The organism is Paraglaciecola arctica BSs20135 (assembly GCF_000314995.1).
GTDB classification, from domain to species: Bacteria; Pseudomonadota; Gammaproteobacteria; order Enterobacterales; family Alteromonadaceae; genus Paraglaciecola; species Paraglaciecola arctica.
Window position 1 is genome coordinate 146,923 of record NZ_BAEO01000060.1, and the last position, 26,105, is coordinate 173,027.

Here is a 26,105-nt window from a genome sequence, read left to right on the forward strand (position 1 = left end):
CCTAGCCCATTTAATTTACTGTGTTTGCAGTGTCGCTTCGATTGCTTGCTGATTATTTGAGTCAACCACACAGTTTCGACCATTGTCCTTAGCTTGATATAAACGTTGATCAGCTTTTAATAATAGTGCTTCGAGATTATCTCCATCTTTTCCATACATCGCCATGCCAGCACTGACGGTAATAGTGAGGGTGATATCATCGTGAGTAAAATGTGTATCTGCTAGCTCTTGTCTGATTGAATCTACCTGTTTAAAACAATTTACTTCACTAGAGCCGGCTATTAATAACGCGAATTCTTCTCCACCAAATCTAGACAATAAATCAGTTTTTCTGACTCTTGCTTGAATAAAGTTAGCAATATAGCGCAGACCTGCATCGCCAACATGATGGCCATGTTGATCATTAATTTTTTTAAAAAAATCGAGATCAAAAAGTACCACAGCAAGAGGGGATTTATGGCGTTTTGCATATTCAGCATAAAGTGTAAACGTTTCTGCTAGTTTCATGCGATTACCTAAGCCAGTTAACTTGTCGGTACCCGCCAGGTCGAGTAGGCGCTCTTCATTTTTTTCTCTATTTACCTCATATACATGAGCCAATGAGGTTATGACACAAACGCTAATAATAATGTTCAGTGAATTAGCTATATTTATTGCTATATCACCTTCTATAAAGCGAAAGTGGTACACTGTTATGCCACTGATAATAAAAAATAGTGACACCCAAAAACCTTGTTTTCTACCCATTAAAAGATACGAAATTACTGGAATAGTTAATATCCAAACAAATATGGAGCCTGCCGAATTAGGCACATACATGGCATACACCATAGCGGAGAAAAGCGGTAACAAATAAATGGTAACCCAACGCTGTAAGTGCATGGTTTGCATAATTCTATGCCATAAAAAAAATGCAAATAAGCCAAACACCGACTCGACTGCCGCCAATGACCAAAGTCCGCGATATATGTTAAGAATGGAAAATATCACCCCTCCTACCATGGTAAGCAATAACAATACACGCATGACACTACGCCGATATTGAACATTTTGTTCCAAACTATTAAGCATATAGTTCTCTTGTTAGGTCATGACATTTTGTTTTATACAGCTAAAAGCTATTTTTTTACCCACTTGCCACCGACCCACAGATAATGACCTGAGCTGGTTTTGTCATAAGCTTTTTGGGCCGCTAACTTTTCTACTTGCTGAACTGTGATACCATTTTTTGCTGCGAGTTGAGCATACACAGTTTTGCGCTTAGCATTGATATCCTCGACGAGATCTTGTGCATCTTTTTGTGCGACTACTACACCTAAGTAGCCATTGTCTTTTTCGCCTACTAGCCCTTTTTGTTTAGCTTCATCTAAGCCTATGGCAAAAGCAATACTGCTAAAAAGCATGCTAACAATAATAAGGGATTTAACTATTTTGTTTTTCATAAGATTCTTCCTAAATTGGTTTAAAACAAGTTACTGTCTTCACTAAATACATCATCAAGTTCTTTATCCACTTTTACGCGAATTTCATGATCAATTTTCACATTAATATTGATTGTAATTGGCTCTTTGGTTTCAACTTGTACTGTGTGTGTACAAGCAGATAGAAACCCGATCGCCACAAGCACCAAATATGTTATTTTCACTTTTTTTCACCTTGAGTTATTTTCTGTTCAATTTTATTTTCTACTGATTTAACTAATCGTATCGACTCTAGCAGAGAAAATATATTTTCTTGATGACTATAATTAAAATTAACCCCCTGCTTTTTAACTGGGTTGTTACCTATTAGGGAAAAATCAAAAAATATCCAGCCATCTGGGGTAAATTTCACATTGCTTTTGAGCTGGGTGAAATCAAGATTTTCCAACAATGCCAATTCAGGTTGTTGGGCTTTAATAGAGTCAAAGGAGGGGTTATCCACTATAGTTAATTTCCCACCAGATAGACTCGAAGCCCAGCCTTCTTCTATGCTTATTCCTTGCTTGTTGATAATCAATGGTAAGTCGCCGTTAATATTCCCAGTAATTTTGATGCCTGGTTGTTGTTGCAGTGCCACAACCTGAGCCAAATCAATATTCTGGAAATTAATAGAAACCTGCTGATTTCTTCCATCTAACCATAATTGACTGGTTGAAAAGCTACCATTGAAGATCTCGCCCTGAACCTGCTTTAAACGAAGTACGCTGTCCTTGGCAATAACATTGGCTTTAAGTTGTGAAATTGGCACCCCTACATCAATAGAATCGATGTGTAGAGTAGATTCGCTTAACTGAAGTCCTGCTGAATCAAAAGTGAGTGGCGTTTGGTAAGTTATGTTATTTAGAACATAGTCTTGGTACTTTGCTGACACTCCTTGAAAATCCGCCTTGCCCAGTGCGATAAAAGATTGGTCTGCTTGAGGTAAGGAAAATTCTATACTGGCCGACAGATTACCTTGTTCAATAATCAGATCGTTTTCCAGTTGTGACATTATGTTTGTTAAGGCAAGCATATCTTGCTGGTCAATTAGCAGCTTTGCTTTAGTTTTTTGTTGCTCTAGTTCAATCAAAAAACCTTGTTCTAAGCTAATTTTGTGCTGACTGGATATTGTATTGTTTGGCACATTTGCTTGGCCTAGATGAGCAACAGTGATTGGCTGCAACTTGATGTTTTGTGCCCTTATATTTGTGACAGTTGAGTGCCCTGAAAAACTCAGTGTTGCCAATTCCTGTATATTCAAGTCCATGTGGTTGCTAATATTTCCCACGTTGGCGTCGGGGTGATCCAATTGCAAAATTTGGTTATCTATACTCAGTTGCAAATCATTCAAACTCGCCCCTGAAATCCCAAAAGTGTGAGAGGTTTTAGCTAGTTTAATGTCGCCCGTTTGTATCTCTGAACTATCTATTGTGCCCTGCATTTTAAGTGGTTTAGTACCAGAATGCTGCAAGGTAAATTCAGTTGTTAGGCTGCCTATAAACAGCCTGTCCATCTGCAAATGGTTGACTACTAACCGATTGTTAGCGTCGCTGATTTCCCAACTCATTGGCTGTGGTGTATTCAATGCGGAAACATCAGCAGAAACTCTGCCTTGTGCTTGTATGTCCAACATCCCTGCTTGAATTTGTTTTGTTTTAATAGGCTGTTTAAGTGAGATGTTGTAGTTTACTGCAAGTTCACCTGTTGTTTTATAGTTCAAACCATCAAGCAGGATACTGCGAAGAGGATTTTGAGTATCTACAATTTGTAGTTTTGGCAGATTAATTTGTGATCTATTTAAAGTCACTTTTTGCGGAAAGACAAAAGACAGTTTCGGTAAATCATCTGTTGCAAAATAATCTTGAATTAACGAACAGTTGAGCAGTGAAACATTGTTTGAAAGTTGACTTAAATCCAAACTGATATTTAGACTACTGATGTCTACACCAACTAATACATTACCTTTAAAAACAGTATCAATAGGACAACTTGAAACATCAAAACGGCTGGCTATATCTAAGCTGCTAGCTGCGCTAAGTAAGTTTCCATCAAAGGTTAAAAGGGTTGTTATTTTGCTTTCATCTGATGCAAGTTCTGCTAATAACTCAGTATTATCTTGTGATAAATTTTGGGCTTGGGGTATCCAATTGGTGAGATCAGATAAGCTCCACACTAGATTGCCAACTAAAGTGTTTTGTTGCATTTTAACGGAAGCATTCAGATCACCGCTGATACTCCATTCGTTGCTTGAAGTTGTGTTCACACTTAAGTGTAAGGGCTGAAGCAATTCAAAAGAGTCAATTTCAATACTTGAGATACGTAATTTGGGTAAAGAGGTAGGTAAATTTAGGCTAGTAGTTTGATTTTCTTTTTTTGGCTCGTTATCCACACTGTTATCAGTAGTTAGGTGTTTAACTTTTAGCAGTTCAATACTTAAAATGTTGGACCATGGCTGCCAAATGGCTTTTTGAACTAAAATTTCGCCAGCGGGGAAGGTTACACAAGCTTGTTTAACATTGAGGTTAAGTTGCCAATCCAATGAAAAGTCTAGACAGTTAACGTGCAAATTCTGTGATTGAGCCAAGTATTCGATGCTTTTGATGGCAATAGGGCGACGGAAAACAAAGGCTGTAATCAAGATAATGACAAACAACAAAATTGCGATCAGTTTTTTACTAGGACGCTTTTGCCAAAACAATGCTGTCATCACTTTCCTGTAGTTGTTTATATAGTCACTGTACCTCAGACTATATAATTAAACGATAGTTTACATCAGGTTATTAAAATCCAGTGGATTGGAATTATTGTACATTGAAGACGTTTATTAAACCCTGAAACTTCGCAGCTAATCTTAATAAAAGATCGATTTATTTTTTTAGCTCTTTTTTTAGCTCTTTTTTACCTATGCGCTGCTTGGTTTTCTGTCTGCGGTATTCGGTGATCCATATGACCTTTTTAACAAAAGAATTTGAACCACGGAGGACACAGAGAGCACAGAGGAAAAACAAGAAAAACTATTATTTAAATGATCGGTTTTAATCAGTATTTTTCTTTTCTCTGTGCAGCGAAGCGCTCTGTGTCCCTGTGGTGAATATCTTTTTATTAAGCAATAAAAAACCCCTAATAAAGACTATTAGAGGTTTTGATTTAGTACTGATAAGTGGTTTAAGTAAAAATCCACTTATCATTAGTTAATTAACGATTAACCGTTGCTGACATCTTCAAAGTCAGCATCAATCACATCGTCGTTAGCGCTATCACTGGCAGCATGCCCTTGCTGTTGACCCGTTTGTGATTGAGCTTGTTGCTGTGATTGCTCAGCTTGCATGATGTTAGTGTAAGCGTCTTGTAATGCTTTTTGGCGCATTTCAATCGCAGCTTTATCATCACCGTTCACCGCCATTTTTAGTTGCTCAATTAGCGTTTTAAGCTCTGTTTGCTGATCCTCTGCTAAGCTCGTCATTGAGGTTTGCACAGTATGGATTAGTTGATCGGCTTGGTTACGTTGCTCAACTAACTCACGCTTGAGTTTGTCTTCACTAGCGTGCTGTTCACCATCTTGCACCAATCGATTAATTTCATCTTCTGTTAAACCACTTGAAGCAGTAATTTCAATGCTTTGCTCCTTGCCCGTTGATTTGTCTTTAGCTGATACTTTTAAAATACCATTCACATCAATATCAAACGTCACTTCAACTTGCACCGAACCTCGTGGACCTTGCTTAATATCCGTTAAGTTAAATTGACCTAACGACTTATTATCTGCTGCCATTTCGCGCTGGCCCTGCAACACATGTACTGTTACCGCAGCTTGGTTGTCTTCAGCCGTTGAAAATGTCTCAGAGGCCCGTGATGGTATGGTGGTATTTTTTTCAATAAGCTTAGTCATGACACCGCCTAATGTTTCAATACCTAGTGATAATGGTGTGACATCCAATAACAACACATCATTAACCGTTCCAGACAATACACCTGATTGAATGGCTGCACCCATAGCTACGGCTTCATCTGGGTTGACATCTTTACGTGGCTCTTTACCGAAGAAGGCTTTAACTGCCTCTTGTACTTTTGGCATACGTGTTTGACCACCTACCAAAATAACTTCGCTAATATCACTAGTGCTTAAACCTGCATCTTTTAATGCTTGTTCGCACGGCGCGATTGTATTTTTTACTAAATCATCAACTAATGACTCTAATTTCGAACGTGTCACTTTTACGATTAAGTGTTTAGGGCCACTGGCGTCTGCTGTTATGTAAGGTAAATTCACCTCGGTTTGCATGGCAGATGACAACTCGATTTTCGCTTTTTCAGCCGCTTCTTTGATACGTTGTAACGCTAACGAATCTTTGTGAATATCAATACCACTGTCTTTTTTGAATTCGTCAGCTAGGTAATTAATTAAACGTAAATCAAAATCTTCACCACCTAAGAACGTATCACCATTGGTTGCCAACACTTCAAATTGCTTTTCACCGTCTTCATTGGATATTTCAATAATAGAGATATCAAAGGTACCGCCACCTAAATCATAAACCACCACTTTTTGCTCAGCTTTACTATTTTTATCTACGCCATAAGCAAGTGCCGCTGCCGTAGGTTCGTTAATAATACGCTTTACATTAAGCCCGGCAATTTTACCTGCGTCTTTAGTGGCTTGACGTTGTGAGTCATTAAAATATGCTGGTACGGTAATCACTGCGTCGGTCACCGTTTCGCCTAAATAAGCTTCAGCATCTTTTTTCAATTTACGCAAAATTTGTGCTGACACTTCTTGTGGAGACAATGCTTTACCATTGACTTCAACCCAGGCATCACCGTTTTTTGCTTTGACAATTTTATAGGGTGCTAATTTAATGTCTTTTTGCACTTCTTTATCGTCAAACTTACGACCAATTAATCGCTTAATCGCAAATAAAGTATTTTTTGAGTTTGTAATAGCTTGTCTTTTAGCTGGTTGACCCGCTAGCGTTTCATTGTTTGCATAAGCAACAATTGATGGAGTGGTGCGGCTACCTTCAGCATTTTCTATAATTTTTGCTTTGCCACCTTCCATCACTGCTACACATGAGTTTGTTGTACCTAAATCAATACCAATAATCTTAGTCATAATAATCACCTATCATTTAATTAAAACGTCTGATGCTTTATGGCAGTTTTCCAATAAGCACTTTGACAATATAAACAACCTTATATAAACCGACTAACATGCTTGGTTTAACGTTGGATGTTTGGTTAGTGGCGCTATAATACTCAGGTGCTAGAAATGCTTCTGTCACAAATATGACAGTAATCACAAAATTGTTTTAAATATATTTTAAAGATAAAAATCAATAAATTAGCGGGCTGGGAGTTAACTGAAAAATAACATTCGCTTTTGTTATCTAGTCACAACAAGGTAGAATAAAAACACTTGTTAGGCTGAGACCTAAAATACTTTCACTATGGAGAAAACCATTTCTCATCTACCTCACAAAGCCAGCCCGGTGTTAGTTAAACAAGCTAATATTTTTGCTGATTTACCGGCAAAGTTAATTGGAGATTTCCAACAAGAATTTCAACTTAACGAATGGCATAAAGGAGACTATTTTAACTCTGCTTTATTAACACAACGCTTTTTTGTGATAATAGAAGGGCAGGTAGAAATTAAACAAAGTAATCCTGAAACAGGTAGAGAGGCTACCTTAGATATGTTGTATGCCGGCGACTGTTTTGACCTAATAGTGCTGTTGGATGATCAACCTCATGATGTGATTGTTTCACCCTTAACAACGGTAAAATTACTGTCAGTTAAACTTGAGACTATGCGCCAGTGGTTGTGGACCTATCCAGAATTTAATAAACAATTCATGCCTTATTTAGCACAAAAAATGCGCGAAAAAGAAGAGTTAGCCAGTAGTTTGATTTTACATAATGTGGCCACTCGATTGAGTCGTGTTATTTTGAAGCATATAAATAAAATTAAGTTTTATATCAGCGGCAAAGAAGATGAGCAGCAGCATATAGTCAATGGTTTAAACGATGACACTTTAGCGCGAATGTCTGGAACTGTGCGCCAGATAGTGAATAAACAATTACAGCTTTGGAAAAAAGACGGCACCATAGATAAAAAGCGTAACCAACTGATCATTAAAGATTTAGAAGCCTTGGAGGAGGAAGCAAAATATACCCAAACTTTGTCGAATGCACCTTTTACGAATTCCCAGCCACGAAATAAAAGTTAATCTTTAATCTACTAAGTAGTAACTGATTAGATACTAAGCTCTGTTCTTAGTTGGGTAAAACAAGTAACGAACTGTCAATAAATCGCTCCTCATGAGTTAGTAAAGTTGAGTCAATTGGGCTCTCAAGTTAAACTGCTCCGGAAAAATTGCGGCTCACACTCAATAATTTATCTTATTCGATCCATGCTTGTGTTGCTTTTAGTCATTAAAAATTTGTTGCTTTTAACTGCCTTCATTGGATTTTTATGCAAAACACACACAAAAAACGGGTAAAGATACTCATCGCCGTCATTCTGATACTTTCAGGCTGTGCCACTATCATCAAACTAGATTTGAACAAGTTATACGGCGATGAAAGTACCGATAATCGGGCGCCAGCTAGCGCCGAGTTGTCTTCAATTGATAGCCCAGCTACTGTTTTTTATCAAGATAAAGTTGCCCCTATAATTGAATCGCGTTGCGTAGTGTGTCATGCCTGTTACGACGCTCCCTGTCAGTTGAAAATGAGTTCCCCAGAGGGAATCGAGCGTGGAGCCAATAAAGAAAAGGTTTATCACGGCTCACGTATTTTAGCGGCAACACCAAACCGTTTATTTATCGATGCTCTGAGCTCTTCCGAATGGCGAGAACGTGACTTTTATCCCGTTCTTAATGAACGAAAACAAACTCCCATAGCTAATACACAAGCATCGGTGTTGGCACAAATGCTTACTCTAAAACAGCAACATCCACTACCAGACGATAAACTTTTAGATGAAAGGTTTGACGTCAGTATTAATCGCACTCAACAATGCCCAACTGTGCAGGAATTTGATGGTTATGCAAATGATCAGCCTTTCGCTGGGATGCCCTATGCACTTCCAGAACTTACTGATACAGAGCACAATATATTAATGAGCTGGATTGAAAATGGCGCTTATATGCCAGCTCGTGCAGCTATTTCTGAAGCCGAACAACATGCGGTTAGAAAATTAGAGGGCTTCTTAAATGCCGACAGCCTAAAAATGCAATTAAGTGCTCGCTACATATATGAGCACCTTTTTAGTACACACCTGTATTTTAGCGAGTTAAGCAAGCCGAATACCCAACCACAGTTTTTTAATGTGGTACGCTCAACAACCCCAACAGGGAAACCTATAGAGGTTATTGCCAGTCGTCGTCCGTTTGATCCGCCTAATGTAAAACGTGTGTATTACCGTTTGCAGCCCGTGATGTCGACTATTGTCACTAAAACCCATCAACCCTACGCCATTCACAAGCAACTCATGGACAAATGGCAAAAATGGTTTGTGGATGCCGAATATGAAGTGACTAAGTTACCCAGTTATAAGCCGGCCATCGCGGCTAATCCATTGACTGCATTTGCTCAATTACCGGTAAATGCTCGTTACCGCTTTATGCTTGAACGGGCGCAAAATACCATTATGGGTTACATAAAGGGTCCCGTTTGTCGTGGCCAAGTGGCACTCAACGTGATTAACGATCGTTTCTGGGTATATTTTGTGAAACCTGAAGTAGCAAATGCACCTGAAGTTAATGCCTTTTACGCGTCGCAACAGGATAATCTGCGCCTTCCGGCAGAACAAGAAAGTACGGCTCTGGCAGTAACCTGGCTCGAGTATGCATCTCGTCAAAGTGATTATATTTCTGCTAGAAAAAACTTTGAGAATACTGTGTTGCAAGAAGGAAAACATTTAACTCCTGATGATATTTGGGATGGCGATGGTGAAAATGACAATGCAACACTCACCGTATTTCGCCATTTTGATAATGCTAGTGTTATTAAAGGTTTAATAGGGGCTCCCCCTAAAACAGCTTGGGTGATTGATTACCCCTTGCTTGAACGCATTCATTATTTATTGGTGGCCGGTTTTGATGTATACGGTAATTATGGACACCAACTTTTGACCCGTTTATATATGGATTTTCTACGTATGGAAGGGGAATCTAACTTTTTAGCCTTTTTACCACCTCAAAGTCGTCGCGAAGAGTTAGCATCTTGGTATCAAAAAGCTGGCCCTGAATTGACCAAATTTGTAGAAGGTGGAATGAACTCCTTTGAACAATTAAGCGGTGTAGAATTTACTAGTAAACAGCATAAAAAAGAGTTGTACGGTATTTTTGCAGAGCATGTAAAAAAGGTGCAGCCCAATTTGTTTAGGGTGCAGGACAGCAAATTAGGGGAAAACAGCAAAGCACTGTTAGGGCAACTAGCCAAGATTAAGGGCATTAGTGCTTCGATTCTTCCGGAGTTGAGTATGATCATGGTTGAGTTAGATAATAGCGGTCAACCTGAAATATTCACTCTTGTACGAAACAGTGCTCACTACAATGTGAATAGCTTATTTTCTGAAGGCGCCAATCGCGATCAGAAAAATGATGACGTCACGCTAGTTCATGGCCTACTTGGTAGTTATCCTGATGCATTTTGGCGAGTCAAAGAAGCAGACTTAGCCAGCTTAGTGACTAAGGCCCTACAAATTAAAACAGAACAAGATTATGTAGCCTTTCTAGATGAGTTTGCCGTACGCCGCACCGCGAAAGATTTTTGGGCCTTTAGCGATAAGCTTAACCAAACCTTTATGCAGCACAACCTTATTGAGAGCGGTTGGTTAGATTATAATAGATTGGAAAACCGCTAGGTGGTTAACGTTGGGTAGGAGCAGTAGCTTGATAAATACCAAAGCGGTTTAGACGCCAAACCAAAGTGTATAAAAAAGCCAGTACATAGGATGTACTGGCTTAATCTAAAAACCTTAGTCCCTTTCAGGACGAGGTCTGGAATTAACTTTATAGATTAATCTTGATAAAGTGATTCCGCTGCTTTCCACATATCATCAACCAAATCCCAACCTAATGAGTTAGTTTCATGGTAATGCTCATCAGCTCTACCTAATGCTTGCCCGTAGCGACAAATACCTTCTATTACAGGAACAAGTGCACCAAGTGCCTCTAACATAGCTGCATCCTTTTCCGTAACTGCTTTACATCTTGCACCACTAATCCAGTTTTCACCTTCTATCGCGCTAAAGCTATGGAGCTCAGCACAACTTGGTGCACCTAAAGAGGCGAGTACATCATCAGGGCAAAATATCCGATAATCACTTAATGGAACATGGTAGCCGAGTTGATCAGTACCTAAACCAACAGTAAAGGTAATGTCTTCACTGGGCAGAGATAACAAATATCCGGGAATAATATAATCGTCACCTACTGCATGATACTCAGACTTTAAATAATAGTTTTCACTGGCACCAGAAAAATCCTCTGGTAAACCAATAACAAGTTCAGGTGGGACTTCTCCAGGCATATACATCATGCCAACATCACCAAAATCTACCCGAGTAAAGCGTGTTTTGGTTACGCTTCCTTCTAATACGGATCCAAATACAGGATCATCAATAGTAGAAAAACCATGGTTGATACATGATTCAACCGAGAATGGAATTTCACATGTATAGCTATCACGTTCTTGCCAACCTAGTCCGCCAGTAGCGGCTAAATAGCTAAATCCAAAATTAGACATCTGAGTGAAATAATCGTTTGTGGTGACTGTTATTTCGCTTATATCAAACTCTTCAGCTTGGTCAATAAGTGCTACAACTGCGTTAAATAATTCATGACCAATAGACTCTGTTTTTAAGAAGTTTTTACATTCATAGCTGCTGCAATCTTCCCGTAACATTGCGGCACCTTCCGGCACATCATGACCATTACCAACGGGATGTTCGTCGGTCACTACCCATGCAGGGGCATGAAGTGTTGCAATTAATACGCCTATAGCACCGTTCAAATAAAGTACTTCACCACCATGTGACTCTTTTAAACGCTGTTGCAATACACCTGGAAAGTCAGCAGTGAAATATCTATCTTCAGCATTACAGTTAACCTCAGTACTTGGACAATCAACTGCTGCTGGATCTGGCTCAAAACCTAAGGTTGTTTCTGGATGACTGGCCCACTGCACCATAGTTGCAATTGATTCTCCGCCATCGAAAGCATTAAATGTCATTACATTTAGACGATCATCGGTAATTCTGGGATCGCGCTGGTCAAAAGCGCCATAACCATGCATACCAGTTGCTAGTTTTGTGGTTGCTGGCTCTATAGCATCAATCGCTTCATGAATTGATAAGGCTATTTGGTCAGATGCCATTTGATACCAATCATCATTAATACTAAAAGCGGTACCCGGACCATGATGATTGTGAGTAGCATGAAATAATATTTTGGCTTCCACCCAATCATCCGACATATTTACTCGAGCATCTGCAATCATTTTATCGACATCAGCCGCAATATGCATATAGGTATCTGTACTGACCAAAACGACTTTTTGTCCGTCATAATCTAACGCAAGGGTTGTAACACGAATATCATCATGAACCCATGATGCATCAGGGTCTCCATTGCCTACATCTACTTGTCCTTGATCCCAGTCAGCGATAAATAGGCCTGGATTATTTGCATCAACTTCACTAGCACTTAACCAGCCAGGAACATTATCAAGATAGGTTCTGCTTCCATTTACAGTCGGTAGAAGGCTCTTACTTGAAGCTCCAGCAGAAAGTTTTGGAGGCTCGATAACAACTTCAATCTCGTCCTTGTCGTTGTCATCAACACACCCCGTTAATACAGAAGTAAATAAAAAGCAGGTTATAATTTTTTTAACATTTATCATTGTCTTCCCCATATTTTTATCATTGATATAACTAAGCAGAAATTTTATCATCATAAAAATATGATGTTAATAATATGTTTTTAAAGTGAAAATTATGTTAATTGTCGGTATTTGAATTTAATGTGATATTAATCATGTTTTAGGTGGGGTAGATGTCAACCAATGAAATAACACAAAGCACTACGGCAGTGGAAGCGGCAAACGCTTTGGCAAAAATGCATGCCACTGTCACTATGAATCCTTTGCATTTAGCAAAAATACCAGTTCAAGAAAGAGGGAAAATTAGATTTAACGAAATTATTAGGGTTTCCGAAGAGCTAGTTTTGAGTCTAGGTATTGATAATGTCAGTCATTATTCAATTGCTAAAGCTGCAAAAATACCTCCTTCATCGGTATATCAATATTTCCCTTCAATTGCTGCATTATTTGCGGTAATGGCAGAGAAACATTATATGGATGTGTTCCAGAAAATACCTGAAATTATTGAAGATATAAACGTAAGGTCATGGAAGGATCTTGCACCGGTGATCGTTGAAAGTGCTTATGATTTTTATACCCAAGATAAAGTGAGTGAGATCTTATTTTTAAATGTATTTCTCACTGCAGGCGTACGTGAATATTCAGTTTCGAGAGTCACTAGATTAGGTCTGTGGTACAAAAATTATTTCATGTTGCTATATAAAAAAGCAGATATTGAAGGTTTAGAAGAAAAACTAACCATTAGTCTTGAGTTGACTAAATCTATTTTTGTGCGCAGCATCAATCTACATGGTGAGATTACACTTGAATACAAAAAAGATGCTTTTGTTGTGGTTGACCAATATCTAGGGGAATTTTTTAAGCATATTCAATAATGGCAGTTACACCGAATCTGCCGGATTAAAACAGGACGTTTTTAAATAAATGCTGGGGAAATCCCAGTGGCTCACCAACTGTTTACCTTGCCAATCTTCAATCGTTAACCACAATCTATTAGTGTTGTTTCTTCAGAGCAAATTAAAAATTACGCGGCTTCACAAGGTGTATACTTGTTGAATAATGCGGGCGTATCCTTTATTTTATTTCCGCACATATATGAAACTACTTAATCGTTTTATAGGTCTTTAGTAGTTGTCGAGTCATTAGTCAGCTTATGCATAGCGACCTTTTCATTACTCATTACCCAAACTTAAACAAGCATTGTAAGCCAAATGAGCGACTATCGTTTACTTACGACTATGGAGATAAAACTATGATTACGTTTACCGTCAACGGCGAAACTCGCGAATTTTCTGGGGATCCTACTACCCCGATACTTTGGTATTTACGGGACGAATTGCAACTGACTGGGTCTAAATTCGGATGCGGTATGGCACAATGTGGTGCCTGTACTGTGCACGTTAATGGTGTAGCACAGCGTTCTTGTGTGTTGCCAGTTTCAGCCGTATCAGGCAGTAAAATAACCACAATTGAAGGCTTGAGTAAAGACGGTGATCATCCTGTACAGCAAGCATGGATAGAGCATAAAGTGCCTCAATGCGGGTACTGCCAATGCGGGCAAATGATGCAAGCTGCCAGTTTACTAGCAAGTAATCCTACCCCTTCAGATGAAGAAATTGTGCAGGGTATGTCGGGCAATATCTGTCGATGCGGCACTTACCCTCGTATTCATAAAGCGATTAAATCTGCGGCCAAAACCATGGCTGGCGTTGAGTATTTTATTCCTGAAACTGAGGGTGAAAAAGCATGAGCCAATATTTTGATTTAACTCGTCGTAGTTTTTTAAAGTCTAGTGCCGCGGCAGGCGTTTTAGTGCTTGGCACTTACTTTGCTGGCGCTGCCCCTAGAGTAATGGCAGGGGTACTTGCCAAACCATCAGAATCCGCAAAAACAGCCAATTTATTTGTTGCACTACGCCCAGATGGAATAGTTGAAATTACCTGTCACCGCTCTGAAATGGGTCAACAGATCCGTACCGCGCTGGCGCAAATTGTAGCTGACGAAATGGAAGCCAGCTGGGACAAAATCGTAGTTATTCAGGGCAAGGGCGATCTTAAGTATGGCGACCAAAATACCGATGGCTCACGGAGTATTCGTTACAATATGCAACGTTTACGCGAGATGGGCGCCAGTGTTCGTTACCTTATGCGACAAGCAGCGGCAACACGCTGGAATGTGCCTATCGACTCATGTTCTGCACAGCAGCATCTCGTTACTCATAGCTCAGGAAAAACGCTAACTTACGCAGAATTGGTAAATGATGCCTTGAGTATTACACCACCAGAGCTAGATAAAATCCTCCTTAAAAAACGCAGCGAATGGCGATATATCAATACTGCTATGGAGCATATCGATTTAAAAGACATAGTGAAGGGCAAAGCAATTTTTGCTGCAGATGTATTAGAGCCTAAAGCTCTTATTGCAGTCATTGTGCGTCCTCCTGTTGTTGGTGGAAAGGTCAAACGTTTTGATGCAAAAGCAGCAAAAGCAATAAAGGGCGTTGTAGATGTTATTGAGATCCCAGCACCAAAAGGTGCACCTTTATTTCAGCCCAAAGGTGGTATTGCTATAGTTGCCAATAATACCTGGGCTGCTATACAAGGCCGCAGAGCATTGTCGGTGACTTGGGATGATGGAAAAAATGGCGATTACAATTCAGAAGCATTTAAGGCGAGCTTACTCGCCACTGTTTCTTCGCCACAGTCGTCGGTCCGTGAAATAGGAGATGCGGCGACTATCCTTGCCAAAGCCAGTGATAAGCTGGTGGCAGATTATTATGCACCTCATTTAGCCCAGGCGCCTATGGAGCCACCTTGTGCAACTGCAATGTACTATAAAGATCGGGTAGATGTGTGGGCTGCAACCCAAAATCCACAAGCCGATATGGCCACTGTGGGGGCGATGGTGGGCCTGCCAAAAGAGAAAATTAACGTCCAGGTTACTATGTTAGGTGGCGGTTTTGGGCGAAAGTCGAAGCCCGACTTCTCAGCAGAAGCCGCTTACCTTTCAATGAAAACGGGGCAGGCTATTCGTGTTCAATGGACTCGTGAAGACGATATACAGCATAGCTTTTACCATGCAGTGTCGGCTCAACATATTGAAGCATCGCTAGATAAAAATGGCGCTATAGAAGCGTATTTACACCGCACTGCGTTTTCACCTATTGCTTCTACCTTTCAAGAAGGCGCTACCGCGCCCGGTAGCTTCGAGTTACGTTTAGGGTTTACCGATAATCCCATTAACACACCTAACATGAAGTTAGAAAACGGTGAAGCCCCAGCAAAAGCACGTATTGGCTGGATGCGTTCGGTATCAAATATTTTTCACGCATTTGCCATTCAGTCATTTATTGCGGAAGCGGCACACAAAGCAGGCCGCGATCAAAAAGACTATTTATTGGAAACCATTGGCCCAGCTCGTATTGTGGATGTAACTGAGCAAAATGCACAATACGATAACTACGGTGCCGATAAAGCCACTTACCCGTTAGATATTGGTAGGCTACGCCACGTAATCGAAAAAGCTGCCGACATGAGTGGCTGGGGCAGAAAGCTTCCTAAGGGACGAGGTTTGGGTATAGCAGCACATAGAAGCTTCTTAACTTACGTGGCCACAGTGGTTGAAGTAGAAGTTTCAGATAGCGGTGAACTGAAAATTATAAAGTCTTGGGCAAGCATTGATGCCGGTACGGTAGTGAATACCGATACCGTGATCAACCAAGTACAAGGTGGCTCTATTTATGGTATGACTGCTGCTATTAGTGAAGGCATTACTTTCGATAAGGGCCGTGTACAGCAAAGTAACTTTCATGACTACCGCGTGCCGCGCATGAGTGATTCTCCATTAGAAATAGAGGTGGAAATTATACCTAGCGAAGCACCTCCTGCGGGTGTCGGTGAGCCTGCTACCCCTGTTTACGCCCCGGCATTGTGTAACGCCATTTTTGCTGCATGTGGCAAGCGTATTAGGCAGTTACCCATTGGCGATCAGCTAAAAGCGTAAAGCCTGCTGGTATAAAGGTAACTGGTTTTAAAAAGCCGCTTGGTTTCTCCCAAGCGGCTTTTTAGTTTCTTATACCAATCCGCATAAAGACCAATAACAATTTCCCTTTTTTACCTATTTTTCTCTTGGTCTCTTTGACTTTGAGGTAAGGTTATCCTCATTTACATCTATCGTTTTATTTTGATTCTGGTTTAATTCGCAAAAAACTCGCAAAGCGTGGAATACCTTTTGCTGAAAGGCCGTAATACTTAAAAGTGATGACAGTGCCTATAGGTGGCGGCTGTTGTCGTTGTATATCAGAAAATCCCGAGCCGATCTTAAATTGTAAACCACTGTCCAGTTCGACCAACAATGAACCTAACATGTTTTGGTATTTACCTTTGCCTGGAAAATGTGCAATTACTCTGGCTTCAGCATCTTGATGTTTTTTTAACTTGAGTAAATTGTAGCTTCTACCATCCTGATAATTAGCCTTTTGGTGATGTAACATTAGGCCTTCTGCACCTTGTGCTACCAGGTCATCTAACTTGTCCATTAGTTGGCTTTGATTAGCCAGTTTGAATTGTGGGATCACTTGGACATTGGGGTGGGCAATGGTAGCAGCTACATCATACAACTCAGCCAAACGTTGTGTAAAAGTGCCTTTATGTTCAGGTAAATCAAACAGCATAAATTTGATGTTTTTCCAATCTTCACTTGGGGTATCACGCAATACAATAGAAGCTGTTTTTTCAAAGCGGTTGCGAGCCAACCATAACTCACCATCTAAAATCTGTGGTGGGAAATCTTTAACAAACCAGGCTGGCGCGTGAATAATATTATTGTTGCGGGTAACTAAAGAAGAACCATTCCAGCGGGCGCGAATACCATCTAACTTTTCGCTGATCCAGTAGTCTTTAACCACTATGTTATCTTGGAACGAAGTGGCTAATTGTTGAGGGTGAGATGTTTTTTCAGTTGGGCCAGGGCTGCGCTCATCGGCATAACAAACCGTTGAAACCTTAGATAACAAGACAATAATTAACAAAACACAAAAGTGTATAGGCAAGTTCATAATTGGTGCATTCCATGTCGGTAAATACTTTCAAGTTTAGTGTAAAAATTACTACTTATGATATTTTTCAGACAGCCCTTAATTCCGAGTTAACACTTCTAATAATTCAATTGTAAAATAATGAGCTTTAGCAAAGAAGAGTTAAAGTGAAGGGCTTTGATGCGCTTTAATATACTGAGTCACATGGTCGAGTTTCTTCTGTGAGCTACTCGTAAGGTAAGCTGGGGATGGGAATATCCCCAGCTTGTTTAACAACATAATATCAAATTGAATATATTATTTTCACTATCAATTAAGCACAGGGCCCAACTGCCAGCCAAGGATCACCTGCGGTTGGTAAGTTATTCTGAGTCCACCATTTGGCTTCATAGATAGTGCCGCTGTAGGTCACTTGCATGCCGCCTGTGTACACGGAACCCGCATCCCAGTTGGTGGGGCAGGTTGGGCCTGTTGTACCAAGCTTAAAACTAACAACCAAACTATGGGCTGCCGACAAGTTAGTAAATGTATAACTACTGGCTGCTATTTGAGTCACGCCGTCTACCACTAAGGTATCAACGGTATAATTGGTCGCTGGTACAAAGTTAACAGTAAAGTCGTTGTTACCTTGAGCGTTGATAACACCATTGCCATCAGGTGTTGGATTGATGCTGCCATTGCCGCCCGATACACTGGCCGTAATGTCAAAAAACACCGGGGTACTGCTGGTCATATCAGAGAAGTTTCCAGTTACACCAGTAAAATTCTGAGCACTGAGGTCGCTGATTAGAGTGTTTTTTAATGTCACTTGTTTGTTATCACCGCCGGATGCTGCGGGAGTGAGCGACAGTACCGTGTCGGCGCCACTTTGGACCAACTGCAATTGACTGAAGCTATATTGAAACGTGCCCATATTAATGGTGGTTTTAGCTGAATTGAAAGTATTTACCGTAGCAATGGCATTCCATCCCCAGTTTGTCCAACCCAAAGATACGATGTATCCAATACGGTCGAAACTGCCCGTCATATTGTCAAACATATCGGCGTGTAAATCTGCCAGTCCTAGTCCTGGCATTTCTACATAACTGTAAATGCCGCCATCGGCCGCTTCTACGCCCACAACCAACGAGCCATTGCTTTCATAGGCTTTTAAATATTTAAATCCTATGCCTGCAGTACCACGAATTTTATCTACCGCAGGGTCAAAATTGTTGGCTACAGTAGTTCCAGTCCAAGCTATGGTATACACATCTGAGCGCACAATTACGCCCGCTGGATCAGCATTAATTTGCGCGGCGGTGGCACCATTAACCAATACAGATTGTGCTGAGAACGATAGCTGCGCGCCACCAGAGACATCAGTGACCACCAAGTTGGCAAGGGGAGTTGGATCTGTCCAGTCCCGCAAAATAATAATGTCTTCGCCAACGGTAAAGTCATTGATTGTGGTCACAGAGCCACTTTGTTCGTGTAATAACACCGTATCAACACCACCACCGGTAATCACTGTGTCATTGCCCCAGCCAGCTGACATCGTTTCGTCATAACTTGAGCCTTCGATGGTGTCAGCTGCGGGTGTGTCAAACAGACTATTAAACCCACCAAATTTGTGTACATAGGTGGTAATACAGGTCCCTAGTTCGTCACAAGTAATTTGGTCATTAGTCAGTAATGCTCCAGCTCCCCAAGCTCCCCGTAGATGAGCTGCAGCTAGTAGGCCTGACATAGTGGCCTGTATTTGAATAGGTTGGCCATTTTCGTCAGTGCCCGGCCAGCTCTTCGCTAAGGCTTGAGTCCAGGTCATATTGACGTCTTTTAATAACTGAGTCATCACGTTATAGTTAAAACGCATGGCATCACGCATAACCATTTCTTGTTTTGCAGGAACACGTAAATCTGCAAAAGAACTTACACCATTTTTACCGGTGAAGGTGCCTTGCCAATTGTTCAGGGAAGTACCAATAACTTTATTACCGCCGGAACCAACAACTTCAACTAGTGCTTCAGTCTTACAACCAATCCAGTTGCTATCATCAACGAATATGTAGAATTTGTCGTATTCTACACCGCTAATCACGTCTGTTTCTGGGCTGTAGTAGCCAGTGTCTATTAATACAGCTTCACCTAACTGATAGCCGATAAACCCCCAAGCATTCATGGAGTTGTACTGCATATTTCGGTACATCTGCGCATCATAAGGTGTTTGCGAGTTATAGAAGCCATCCACACCTAGTTTGGTGAAAAACTCACTGATAGTTGTTGGCTCAGGGATCATGCTGCCAGTGGTGCAGTCACGCACCATTTTTCCTGGTGCAGATACTTGAGCATAGGTGTACACCGAGTTGTTTTGATTCTGCAAATAAAAATCTGCAAGGGCGGGATTAATCCCAGACTCAAAATCACGTAAGTTATCAAGAAAATCTTGTACCCCAACATTGGTTGCTTGTGCACCAACAGAAGCCGCGCAACATAATGCGAGAAGAGATAATTTTAATTTCATTTTCAGATCCTTTATGTTTGAAATGAGAACGACCGCTGCTGCTTCTCATAATGGTAGAATGGGTGTAAATATCACCCAGGTTATTTAAGCCAGAGAACAACTAGGCTATTACGACTTTTTAAATGGGTATGTGTGAAATAACAGAGAGGCAAAAAAAGCACAGTTATTGCTAACTGTGCTTATCGGTTTACATTCTGTAACTGGCGCCAATAAAGAATCGGGCACCAAATTGATCGACCGAGTGCATATATCCAAGCTCTGGTCTGTATAGCTGCCTGACCTCATTTAAGATATTGACGCCTTCGACAGAGATATCGATTTTGTCGTTAACATGCCAGATTAAAGACGCATCTATAGAGTTAAACGGTTCAGCAGTTCCTTCTTGACCATTGTAATTTTGTCTCCATTCATCACGGGCATTATATGCAATGCGCGCACTGATTAGTTCGTCTTCATAATAGGTCGATAAGTTATAGGAATTTTCTGAAACGCCATAAAGCGGACCTTTACCGGTTGTCACACTATCTAACTCACTATCGGTGTAGGTATAGTTGGCAACCAATCCAAAACCATTACCAAAGTCTTGTTGATATTGCATTTCAATGCCATTGACTGTTGCTTCACCCGCGTTTCTAAACCGAGTAACAATACATCCTTGGCAACCTTCTATCGATTCAACTTCTGATGTTGATTCGATGTAATCAGTGATGTCCTTGCTGAAATACGTTGCACTGAGAAGTGATGAGTCATTGAAATACCATTCGATACCCAAATCAAATTGCGTCGACTCATAGGGTTTGATATCAGGATTACCTATGCTGGCAGTTTTTTGGAATACTTCTATTTTACTGGCCATCTTCATTTGTTCATATTGCGGCCGTGATACCGATTTGCTAGTTGCAAAACGCAGCAAAATATCGTCTTGAATATTATAAACAACGTTTAAGCTAGGTAGTAAATTGGAGTAACCAACACTTTGACTCAGGGTGGCATTATTTGACGCGACGTCGGTATCAACCCAGCGCAATCCTACGTTTCCTCTAAATTTACCTGTCTCGAAATTACCTTTGACATAAGCAGATGTAATATCCTCTTGAATGACAAAATATTTATCAATTGTCATAGCACTTTTATTGGCTTCGCCATATTCAAGTACTTTGTCGTTAATGACGGCGAAATTTGTCAAAGTGCTACTGTCGGACACTTCACTAAGTATGCCGCTCACAGTGCCACCATTAAACGAGCCCATGCTTAAGCCATCGGCTTCAGCCTTGGCCAATAATCCATCATGCATGTTTTCCTGTTGCGCGCTGAACTTTTGCTCTTGGTATTTTATGCCGCTCTCAACACTGGTAAACCCTAGGTTATCCAGTTGATATTCATGATCAACCTGATAATAATCGATTTCGTGATCTCTGACGTTGTTGAGGTAAGAAAACTCCATAAAAAGTTTCATTGCGTCATGATTAAGCAACGAACTAGGGTTGTCAGGGGTGAATTTATGAATATCTCGGATGTCCCAAGTAACACCAGAGTTTTGCTTATTTTCAGTATCACCAAACCAAACACTGGATTGACGACCTCTAGATTTTGCGGTTGATTTTCCTACTACGGCCGTCAAATCCCAATTATCAGCTGAATAATCCATGTTGAGATTAATCACATCAGACACCATATTCGGGGTTCTAACCACGGTATTGTTAAACAATGGTACTGCGTAGGCATCCAAGTCCTTTGCCCGGCTATGGGCGGCAACTAAAACACCTTGTTCGTTATAAACTGCGGTTTCAGCATCAACAATGCCATTAACATGCATAAAGTTAAAAATGGCGGTATTAATGTGAGGATTATCTAGCTCAAAGCGGTTGTAATCAGCAGAAAATAATAATTGATCAGTTGCTTGAAATTGCAGTGATACTTGTGAACTTGTTCTTTCTCGTTGCTCTTCAAATAAAATACTGGCAAAACCAAGAGGTGTTACCGGAAAATTCCCATCGCTATCAGGAACGGCTGGTTTGTTTACACCATCCCAAGATATTGCGCCACCAAAGGTACTTTGTGTTTCTCTGGCTACGTTATTTTTTTCAACTGAGTGGGCGACTAATATCCCAAACTTTTCATTTTCATCCTTCCAGCTGACTAAGCCTGATACATTAGGCTCCCATCCATCAGAATTGGTATTATGACTCGCTTCAACAGACCCAAATACGGTAAATGCATCCATTTCTAAGGGTTTACGTGTCTTGAGGTTTATTGTGCCACCCATGGCACCTTCGTTAATCTGCGCTTCTGTTGATTTATATACATCCATGCCTGCTACTTGTTCAGCGGATACCATTTCAAAGTTAAAGCTACGGGTGAAAGGGTCATTGTCAAACCAACCTACAGTGGCGACATTCTGGCCGTTGAGTAACAACAAGCTGTGTTCTGGTGCCGTACCACGAATATTCACTCCATCCACTTCACCATAAGTTCTCGACACAGTCACACCAGAAATACGCTGTAGGGCATCACCGATGTTTTTATCTGGAAAGTCACCAATATCTTCAGCAGACACACTGTCGAGTACAGAGGCTGACATACGTTTGGTGGCTAAGGCCTGAGTCAAGCTTCCGCGTATGCCTCGAACTTGAATAACTTCGGTATTATCAGCTTCCTGAGTGTTGGTATTGGCTGTTTGTTGAGCTACGGCCGGAAGTGCCAAACAACTGGCTAATACTGCCAGTGTTAGCTTGTTAAGTGCTTTTTTCATGTTGTCTATCCTCTTGTTTTAATTTGGTGTTTGACATTTTTAATATGTCTTTCATTTTTACTTATTATATTTCCATCATATGGACTAATGTCAAGGTTTAGTTAAAAAAGTTATTTATTTGTTAATAGAAACTCAGCTAATGCGTGGGCTGAGACCCAACGGCTAGAGTAAGTACAGATACAGTTTTTTATCTTGGGAAAGGCTCGAAGTGGGTAGTCTGGACCTAAACACAGTAGTGTTAAGTTGTCCGGATTGTACTCAAGTAATAAAGCCAGTCTTTGTTTTTGCATAGGGTCGAAATCCTCCCCTGGCAAAGGGTAATCTTCCCATATGGCGAATATGGGTCTGTCACAAAAGCGTTGATCAGGGTGATTGATGAACGTTTGTAACTGCTCAAAAGACACGGTTTTGTGTATAGCTTGCTTGTTGTGCAATTCGTTCAATAGTTCAGTGCTGGCAGCTCTAGGATCATTAGGTCCAATGCCGCGACTATTGATTAGTTTCTGCTGATTAACTGGGTCTGCCAATGGAATTAGATACACAGATTGTTCCAGTGGTAACAGATTTTCATCGCCCCGAAGTACACGAATCGCTTTTCTGGCGGCTTGCAACGAAAGTGCTGCACTGTCGCTGCTGGAAATTTTAACGGGAGAGGTTTGCAATTTTTTATAACGCATAGTCAACACATCACTAAGCCTGGCATCCAATAGGGATTCACTCAGTCGACCTTGCCGGACGGCGGCAATTACACCATCAAGTGTGGCTTGTTGGATCGCTTTGTAGTCGGTGTTTTGGTTTTCATAGTGCTCCTCAGAGAGCATGATCAGGTGTGCACCTGCCTTTAATGCCATTAAAGCTGCCTCAGCAGGTTCATACTGATGACGCATGGCCCACATATTCATGCTGTCGGTAACAATAATGCCACCAAACTTCAGTTGATGTTTTAATAAACCCGTTAGGATTGAAGGGGAAAGGGTAGCTGGCAATTTATCATCCAATTGCGGGAAACGGATGTGGCCGGTCATGATCAGATCGACCTGACTGGCCACGGCTGCTTCAAAGGGCAGCAAATCCTGCTTCAACAATACTTGCAGAGGTTTATCGACTACGGGCAGTGTTTGGTGGCTATCTTCACTGGTGTCTCCGTGGCCAGGAAAATGTTTGGCGCAGGCCAATAATCCGCCCTGATGAAGACCTTCTATGGCTGCTGATACATGTTTGGATACAAGTTGGGGCTGTCCGCCAAAACTGCGTTGGCCGATAATAGGATTATCTGGATTGGTATTGACATCAGCACATGGACCAAGGATGCAATTATACCCCAATTTGCCAATCTGTTCGGCAAACATACGATAGATGTTTTTGGTAATTTGTGTGTCATCAACTTGACCTAGAGCCAAATTACCTGGACCCAAATCCAGGTGTTGGGTCAAAATTCCCCAAGCTCCTTCTTGATCGACTGCCAATATCAACGGTGCATCACATAATCTCAAACTAGCTTGATACTGTAAGGATATAGCCAGTTCTTTGGCCTGCTGTGGATTGGCAGCGTTGTCATCTGTAAGATAAAAACCACCGATATGTCGCTTACGCACTAATTCGTTAGCATAATCAAGATCTTGGCCAGCAAACGCCAAAAGAAACAGTTGTCCCACTTTCTGCTCAATGGTCATGGCATTCAGAAGTTGATTGATATTATTTTGCACTGTCGCTTCTCCTTAAGCTGATTCAGCTAGTAGTGAACCTGAAGCTCCAGTAATCAAGGATACCAACGCATTTTTGTCGACATCTCGAATGGCAACATCTGCGCTACTGCGACCTTGATAAAGCACCACTGCACGATCACAGGTCTCCATAATGTGTTGCATATTGTGACTGATCAACAATACCGCCACACCTTGTGAGCTGATTAACTTTATCAGCTCATTAACCTGTGCGCTTTGTTCTACGCCAAGTGCTGCGGTGGGTTCATCCATGATCACAATTTCTGCACCCCAACTTACCGCTCTAGCAATGGCCACCGCTTGACGCTGACCACCTGAAAGATTGACAATTTTTTCACTGAGACTTGGAATACGGCTACTCAATCTATTCAAAGATTTCTGACTACGTTTGGCCATGGCCTTAGCATCTAGCCAACCTAACCAACGTAATACTGGATTAGTAGATAAAATTTCTCTATTAAGATAGAGGTTTTGGACAACATCAAATTCAGGAATAATCGCCAAGTCTTGGAATACCGTTTCAATACCTGCCTTGCGAGCATCCATTGGGGAGTCTAATTTGACCGCTTTGCCAGCGATCAAAATTTCTCCTTCATCGGGTGGATGAATGCCAGAAATACAACGTACCAGAGTCGATTTACCAGCACCGTTGTCTCCGAGCAGACCCACTACTTCTCCTTTGTTGACCTTAAAACTCACGCCACGTAGGGCTTCAACACCACCAAAACGTTTTGTGATTTCTTTTACTTCTAGAATGGTTTGGCTTAACTCATTTCTAAGCATTTTTTGCCTCCCTTGCACCAATAGCGACAGCAGTAATCAGGATCAAACCTCGAGTGATCATCTGCTCGTCGGTAGAAAAGCCTGATAAAATCAGACCGTTATTAATCAAGCCCATTAACCAAGAACCAATGACGGCTCCAATAATGCTCACCCTGCCGCCAAACAAACTGGTACCGCCTATGGCTACCGCCGCAATGACGGTGAGTAAATCAGCTTCGCCAAGGGTATAACGAGCACCAGCCATACGACCTGCGTATAAAAGTCCAGCAATGGCTGCACACAAAGAGCACATGACTAAAGCCTTTATCCTGATATTTTCAGTGCGTAATCCCATAGCTCTTGCTGCCTCGGGGTTACCGCCAACCGCTAATAAATGGCGACCAAATACCAGTTTGTTCATAACAAGATATCCAATCAGAGCAAAGCTAAGTGTCCACCAAAGTAAAACTGGTACGCCGAGCAGGTCACCGTTGCCTAATAGTGAGCGGAATAAGGGGTCGATAATAGGGATCGACTCTAAACCACTTACCTGTCGGGAAATGCCAGTAATGATGCCCATAGTGCCAAGCGTAATAAGCAAGGAGGACACTTTTAGCCGCTCAATTAAAAAACCGTTTATCAGACCAACCAGCACGCCGCTAAGCAATGCGCCAGCTATCGCTAGTGGTACGCCTACATATTGCAATAATATTGCGCCAACTATGGCACTCAGCGCGACTACCGAACCAATGGATAAATCAATATGACCTACAGCCAACGCAAAACTAAGGCCTACAGCCATAATAGTAATCGGAGCGGTTTGGCGAACAATATTCATAAAGTTGGCTAGGCTAAAAAAGCCAGTGTCATTGAGAAACAGGGCAAAACCTGCCAATACCAACATAAACATGTAATAGATAAAATACTGGGGTTTGAGTAGGCGAGCCGCCCAATCGCTGCGGGTTAAACTAGAAGTTGTAGTGGACAT

Annotated in this window: 17 protein-coding genes; 5 read left to right on the forward strand and 12 right to left on the reverse strand. The window is 41.2% G+C overall.

All coding sequences use genetic code 11. The features are described from left to right. Positions 1-15 precede the first annotated feature (15 nt). The 5 genes from GARC_RS20245 to dnaK form a co-directional block, all read right to left on the reverse strand. Complete coding sequence (locus tag GARC_RS20245; protein WP_007623816.1) at positions 16-1,071, reverse strand: GGDEF domain-containing protein; 1,056 nt, start codon at positions 1,069-1,071, stop codon at positions 16-18. Between the two features lie 47 nt (positions 1,072-1,118). After that, positions 1,119-1,442: a YdbL family protein gene (locus GARC_RS20250; RefSeq protein ID WP_007623817.1), complete on the reverse strand. Its 324-nt coding sequence runs from the start codon at positions 1,440-1,442 to the stop codon at positions 1,119-1,121. A gap of 20 nt (positions 1,443-1,462) precedes the next feature. Beyond that, complete coding sequence (locus tag GARC_RS20255; protein WP_007623818.1) at positions 1,463-1,645, reverse strand: YnbE family lipoprotein; 183 nt, start codon at positions 1,643-1,645, stop codon at positions 1,463-1,465. After that, a complete protein-coding gene (locus GARC_RS20260) occupies positions 1,642-4,167 on the reverse strand; it encodes an intermembrane phospholipid transport protein YdbH family protein (RefSeq protein ID WP_007623820.1) in 2,526 nt (841 codons plus the stop codon). Before GARC_RS20260 ends, GARC_RS20255 begins: the two co-directional genes overlap by 4 nt. A 495-nt stretch (positions 4,168-4,662) precedes the next feature. Further along, positions 4,663-6,570: a molecular chaperone DnaK gene (dnaK, locus tag GARC_RS20265; protein ID WP_007623822.1), complete on the reverse strand. Its 1,908-nt coding sequence runs from the start codon at positions 6,568-6,570 to the stop codon at positions 4,663-4,665. Positions 6,571-6,904: 334 nt separating this feature from the next. Here dnaK and GARC_RS20270 point away from each other — a divergent pair, with 334 nt between their 5' ends. Then, entirely contained in the window at positions 6,905-7,684 is a 780-nt protein-coding gene (locus GARC_RS20270; protein WP_007623830.1) for a Crp/Fnr family transcriptional regulator, read from the forward strand. Positions 7,685-7,929: 245 nt separating this feature from the next. Next, positions 7,930-10,326: a fatty acid cis/trans isomerase gene (locus tag GARC_RS20275; protein ID WP_007623832.1), complete on the forward strand. Its 2,397-nt coding sequence runs from the start codon at positions 7,930-7,932 to the stop codon at positions 10,324-10,326. A gap of 155 nt (positions 10,327-10,481) precedes the next feature. Here the strand turns inward: GARC_RS20275 and GARC_RS20280 are convergent, their stop codons facing one another. Then, complete coding sequence (locus tag GARC_RS20280; RefSeq protein ID WP_007623833.1) at positions 10,482-12,365, reverse strand: hypothetical protein; 1,884 nt, start codon at positions 12,363-12,365, stop codon at positions 10,482-10,484. 152 nt (positions 12,366-12,517) lie between these two features. Between GARC_RS20280 and GARC_RS20285 the strand changes: the two genes are divergently transcribed. The 3 genes from GARC_RS20285 to GARC_RS20295 all read left to right on the forward strand — a co-directional run bounded on the left by GARC_RS20285 (position 12,518) and on the right by GARC_RS20295 (position 16,346). After that, entirely contained in the window at positions 12,518-13,219 is a 702-nt protein-coding gene (locus GARC_RS20285; protein ID WP_007623835.1) for a TetR/AcrR family transcriptional regulator, read from the forward strand. Between the two features lie 377 nt (positions 13,220-13,596). Beyond that, on the forward strand, positions 13,597-14,094 hold the full coding sequence (locus GARC_RS20290; RefSeq protein WP_007623840.1) for a (2Fe-2S)-binding protein: 498 nt from the start codon (positions 13,597-13,599) through the stop codon (positions 14,092-14,094). After that, positions 14,091-16,346, forward strand: coding sequence for a xanthine dehydrogenase family protein molybdopterin-binding subunit (locus GARC_RS20295; RefSeq protein WP_007623841.1), 2,256 nt, complete (start codon positions 14,091-14,093; stop codon positions 16,344-16,346). The genes GARC_RS20290 and GARC_RS20295 overlap by 4 nt, the downstream gene beginning before the upstream one ends. Positions 16,347-16,521: 175 nt before the next feature. Here the strand turns inward: GARC_RS20295 and GARC_RS20300 are convergent, their stop codons facing one another. From GARC_RS20300 to GARC_RS20325, 6 genes are all read right to left on the reverse strand, one after another. Next, the gene (locus GARC_RS20300; RefSeq protein ID WP_007623842.1) at positions 16,522-17,400 is read right to left on the reverse strand and encodes a DNA ligase; all 879 of its coding nucleotides are present in this window, start codon (positions 17,398-17,400) and stop codon (positions 16,522-16,524) included. A gap of 292 nt (positions 17,401-17,692) precedes the next feature. After that, positions 17,693-19,879: a carbohydrate-binding protein gene (locus tag GARC_RS20305; protein ID WP_007623843.1), complete on the reverse strand. Its 2,187-nt coding sequence runs from the start codon at positions 19,877-19,879 to the stop codon at positions 17,693-17,695. A 187-nt stretch (positions 19,880-20,066) separates the two neighbouring features. Further along, on the reverse strand, positions 20,067-22,631 hold the full coding sequence (locus GARC_RS20310; RefSeq protein WP_007623844.1) for a TonB-dependent receptor: 2,565 nt from the start codon (positions 22,629-22,631) through the stop codon (positions 20,067-20,069). Between the two features lie 110 nt (positions 22,632-22,741). After that, positions 22,742-24,337, reverse strand: coding sequence for a glycoside hydrolase family 3 protein (locus GARC_RS20315; RefSeq protein ID WP_007623845.1), 1,596 nt, complete (start codon positions 24,335-24,337; stop codon positions 22,742-22,744). Between the two features lie 12 nt (positions 24,338-24,349). Beyond that, positions 24,350-25,138: an ATP-binding cassette domain-containing protein gene (locus GARC_RS20320; protein WP_007623846.1), complete on the reverse strand. Its 789-nt coding sequence runs from the start codon at positions 25,136-25,138 to the stop codon at positions 24,350-24,352. Then, entirely contained in the window at positions 25,131-26,105 is a 975-nt protein-coding gene (locus GARC_RS20325; protein WP_007623847.1) for an ABC transporter permease, read from the reverse strand. The genes GARC_RS20320 and GARC_RS20325 overlap by 8 nt, the downstream gene beginning before the upstream one ends.

Excerpts from the sequence above, each read along its gene's own strand:
- GARC_RS20295 (WP_007623841.1), top strand. The coding sequence starts at position 14,091 with ATGAGCCAATATTTTGATTTAACTCGTCGTAGTTTTTTAAAGTCTAGT.
- GARC_RS20260 (WP_007623820.1), bottom strand. The coding sequence starts at position 4,167 with ATGACAGCATTGTTTTGGCAAAAGCGTCCTAGTAAAAAACTGATCGCA.
- GARC_RS20275 (WP_007623832.1), top strand. The coding sequence starts at position 7,930 with ATGCAAAACACACACAAAAAACGGGTAAAGATACTCATCGCCGTCATT.
- GARC_RS20305 (WP_007623843.1), bottom strand. The coding sequence starts at position 19,879 with ATGAAATTAAAATTATCTCTTCTCGCATTATGTTGCGCGGCTTCTGTT.
- GARC_RS20325 (WP_007623847.1), bottom strand. The coding sequence starts at position 26,105 with ATGTCCACTACAACTTCTAGTTTAACCCGCAGCGATTGGGCGGCTCGC.
- GARC_RS20245 (WP_007623816.1), bottom strand. The coding sequence starts at position 1,071 with ATGCTTAATAGTTTGGAACAAAATGTTCAATATCGGCGTAGTGTCATG.
- GARC_RS20320 (WP_007623846.1), bottom strand. The coding sequence starts at position 25,138 with ATGCTTAGAAATGAGTTAAGCCAAACCATTCTAGAAGTAAAAGAAATC.
- GARC_RS20270 (WP_007623830.1), top strand. The coding sequence starts at position 6,905 with ATGGAGAAAACCATTTCTCATCTACCTCACAAAGCCAGCCCGGTGTTA.
- GARC_RS20250 (WP_007623817.1), bottom strand. The coding sequence starts at position 1,442 with ATGAAAAACAAAATAGTTAAATCCCTTATTATTGTTAGCATGCTTTTT.
- GARC_RS20280 (WP_007623833.1), bottom strand. The coding sequence starts at position 12,365 with ATGATAAATGTTAAAAAAATTATAACCTGCTTTTTATTTACTTCTGTA.
- GARC_RS20290 (WP_007623840.1), top strand. The coding sequence starts at position 13,597 with ATGATTACGTTTACCGTCAACGGCGAAACTCGCGAATTTTCTGGGGAT.
- dnaK (WP_007623822.1), bottom strand. The coding sequence starts at position 6,570 with ATGACTAAGATTATTGGTATTGATTTAGGTACAACAAACTCATGTGTA.
- GARC_RS20300 (WP_007623842.1), bottom strand. The coding sequence starts at position 17,400 with ATGAACTTGCCTATACACTTTTGTGTTTTGTTAATTATTGTCTTGTTA.
- GARC_RS20310 (WP_007623844.1), bottom strand. The coding sequence starts at position 22,631 with ATGAAAAAAGCACTTAACAAGCTAACACTGGCAGTATTAGCCAGTTGT.
- GARC_RS20285 (WP_007623835.1), top strand. The coding sequence starts at position 12,518 with ATGTCAACCAATGAAATAACACAAAGCACTACGGCAGTGGAAGCGGCA.